Source organism: Allobosea sp. 01N443 (assembly GCF_056399325.1).
In genome coordinates this window covers 1-3,067 of the sequence record NZ_JBFTRC010000338.1, presented here as the reverse complement: position 1 = coordinate 3,067, position 3,067 = coordinate 1, and the positions used below count along the sequence as shown (strand labels likewise).

General features: G+C 62.7%; 3 protein-coding genes. All 3 read right to left on the bottom strand.

What is annotated here, in order from left to right; all coding sequences use genetic code 11:
- Window positions 1–102 precede the first annotated feature (102 nt).
- Window positions 103–939: an S-formylglutathione hydrolase gene (gene fghA, locus AC1DRP_RS35920; RefSeq protein ID WP_441488231.1), complete on the bottom strand. Its 837-nt coding sequence runs from the start codon at window positions 937–939 to the stop codon at window positions 103–105.
- A gap of 132 nt (window positions 940–1,071) precedes the next feature.
- The gene (locus tag AC1DRP_RS35915) at window positions 1,072–2,184 is read right to left on the bottom strand and encodes an S-(hydroxymethyl)glutathione dehydrogenase/class III alcohol dehydrogenase (RefSeq protein ID WP_441507009.1); all 1,113 of its coding nucleotides are present in this window, start codon (window positions 2,182–2,184) and stop codon (window positions 1,072–1,074) included.
- Between the two features lie 235 nt (window positions 2,185–2,419).
- Window positions 2,420–3,067 (bottom strand): outer membrane protein (locus tag AC1DRP_RS35910; protein WP_476771065.1); only part of this gene is annotated, 648 nt, incomplete at its 5' end.

Below are 3,067 nucleotides of genomic sequence, written 5' to 3'. Positions count from 1 at the left end.
GCTCGATGGCATGATTGCTTCCCCCGCATGCGGAACGGTTACGTTCATCAACACGGGGCGGGCCAGTCCGTTCCCGGCGCCTGGGAACGGCTGCGATCCACGTCAGGGGGTCAGGCGCTGGGCGTGCCAGGAGATGTGCTGCGCCATGAAAGTGGAGACGAAATTGTAGGAATGGTCGTAGCCATCCCGCATGTGGAGCTCGAGCGGAATACCTGCGCTGACGCAGGCCACTTCGAGCAGCCACGGCCGCAACCCCTCCTGCAGGAAGCCGTCGGCCGTGCCCTGGTCAACCAGGAGGTCCTTGACCCGGTGGCCGTCCGCGATCAGCGCAGTACTATCGTAACGCCGCCAGCCCGCCTCATCGGAGCCGAGATATTTTTCAAAGGCCGGCCGCGACCAACCCGCCGTCGAAGGCTGCGTGATTGGTGCGAAGGCTGAGACCGAATGAAAGCGATCGGGATTTTTCAGCGCGAGGGTGATCGCGCCGTGCCCCCCCATGGAATGGCCAAAGATGCCCTGCCTGCTCATGTCGACGGGAAAGTTGTGAGCGACGATCTCGCTCAGCTCTGTGAGGAGATAGCTCTCCATCCGGTAGTTTCGGGCATAGGGCTCCTGGGTCGCATCGAGATAGAAGCCCGCACCGGAGCCGAACTGCCAGTTGTCGGGCTCGTCCGGCACGCCGTCGCCGCGTGGCGACGTGTCCGGGCATATGATCGCGATGCCGTTCGCGGCCGCGGCAGCGCGGTACTCGCCCTTGTCCATGACGTTCTGGTGCGAACAGGTCAGCCCCGACAGATACCAGAGCACCGGAACCGGGCCATCTTCGATCTGTGGCGGCAGGAAGATCGCGAAGGTCATCGGACAGGCGCAGACCGCGCTCTCGTGTCGGAAAACGCGCTGCGAGCCGCCGAAAGCCTTGGAGTTCGAGAGGAGTTCCATGATGTCCCTTTCGGTCGTTCGCGACGCGCAGTCCAAGCCTGATCCACATCATCATCCCTGCCGCGGTGAAGCGGAGATCAGGGATGATGACGGGTTTCCATGGAGGGTCGATGCGGCGGAAGAGCGGCCGGCTCAGTACACGACGACCGAGCGAATCGACTTGCCCTCATGCATCAGGTCGAATCCGTGATTGATCTCGTCGAGGCTGAGCTTGTGGGTGATCAGATCATCGATGTTGATCTTGCCCTCCATGTACCAGTCGACGATCTTCGGCACATCGGTGCGCCCACGGGCGCCACCGAAGGCTGTGCCTTTCCAGACCCGCCCGGTGACGAGCTGGAACGGCCGGGTCGCGATTTCCTTGCCGGCTTCGGCAACCCCGATGACGATCGATTCACCCCAGCCGCGATGGCAGCATTCCAGCGCCTGGCGCATCACGTTGGTATTGCCGGTCGCGTCGAAGGAAAAGTCGGCGCCGCCGCCGGTCAGATCGACGATCGCCTGCACCACCTTGTCGTTGCCGATCTCGGCCGGATTGATGAAGTCGGTCATGCCGAATTTCTCGGCCATGGCGCGCTTGCCGGGATTGATGTCGACACCGATGATCTTGTCGGCACCGACCATGCGGGCACCCTGGATGACGTTGAGGCCGATGCCGCCGAGCCCGAAGACCACGACATTGGCGCCGGGCCAGACCTTGGCGGTGTAGATCACCGCGCCGATCCCCGTCGTCACGCCGCAGCCGATATAGCAGATCTTGTCGAAGGGCGCGTCCTCACGAACCTTCGCCAGCGCGATCTCGGGCAGCACCGTGAAATTCGCGAAGGTCGAGCAGCCCATATAGTGGAAGACCTCGCCGCCATCGCAGGAGAAGCGCGATGTGCCGTCCGGCATCACGCCCTGGCCTTGTGTCGAGCGGATCGCGGTGCAGAGATTGGTGCGGCGCGACAGGCAGCTTTTGCAGCTGCGGCATTCCGGCGTGTAGAGCGGAATGACGTGGTCGCCTGGCTTCAGCGTCGTGACCCCGGCGCCGACCTCGCGCACGATGCCGGCGCCCTCATGGCCGAGGATCGCCGGGAACTTGCCCTCTGAATCGAGCCCGGAAAGCGTGTAGGCGTCGGTGTGGCAGATGCCGGTCGCCATCACCTCGACCAGGACCTCGCCCGCCTTCGGGCCGCCGATCTCGATGGTTTCGATGGTCAGCGGTTTTCCGGCCTCCCAGGCAACGGCGGCGCGTGTCTTCATGATCATATCCTTGCAGAGGGCCAGCGCGAACGGCGATGGCGCGTGGGCTGGAAGCCTGGTCAGTGGAGGCGTGTCCCGACTGYGAACGCCTCGGCCAAGCACAAATAGGGCGAAGGGATGGAGGCTTTGTCAACGCGGCCCGACTTGGAGCCTCACAGTCTTGCGGAGTTGCGAAATGCAAACGGCGCGGATCGATGATCCGCGCCGTTCCTTACGAAACTGGAAAGCCAGCTGGTCAGTACTTGCGCACGACGGGCGCCTGGTAGGCGACCGGAGCCGGAGCCGCGCAGCAATCGGGATCGCCGAAATTCCAGCGCATGCCGATGCGGATGTCGTGGCTCTGGATGTCCTTGGCCTTCAGCGGCCCATAGGATTCCGTCAGGAATGCATTTTGAATGCGCCCAGACTGGGCATCGCCCAGATTGAGGTAGCGATACCCAACTTCAAGGGTCAGGTTCTTGTTCACCTCATAGCCGAGCCCCGCCATGAGCGCCCAGGCGACGCCGGAACGGGTGCCGTTGCTCGCGGTGCCCAGCGTCGGGGAAACCGGACCGAAAGGCTCATTGGCAAACACGATGCCCTGTTCGGTCAACCCCGAGATGCGGTTCTGCGCATAACCGATACCGGCGCCGATATAGGGCGTCAGGCAGTTCCAGGTGCCGAGATCGACATAGGCGTTGAACAGGGCCACCATCGAGGAGAGGTTGCCCTTGTAGGTATTTGTCTGGGTGCCATTGGCGAAGGAGTTGAAGAGCTTATCATTGACCCCAATCGTCCCTCCGCCGCGATACTCCCATGTACCATCGATGCGGAACCAATTGTTGAAGCGGTAGCCCACGCCGACGCCACCGAAAAAGGCCGTTTGATCGGTTTTATTGAAAAG

Bases quoted from the DNA above. Each gene is read 5' to 3' on its own strand.
- AC1DRP_RS35915 (WP_441507009.1), bottom strand. From the start codon at position 2,184: ATGAAGACACGCGCCGCCGTTGCCTGGGAGGCCGGAAAACCGCTGACC.
- fghA (WP_441488231.1), bottom strand. From the start codon at position 939: ATGGAACTCCTCTCGAACTCCAAGGCTTTCGGCGGCTCGCAGCGCGTT.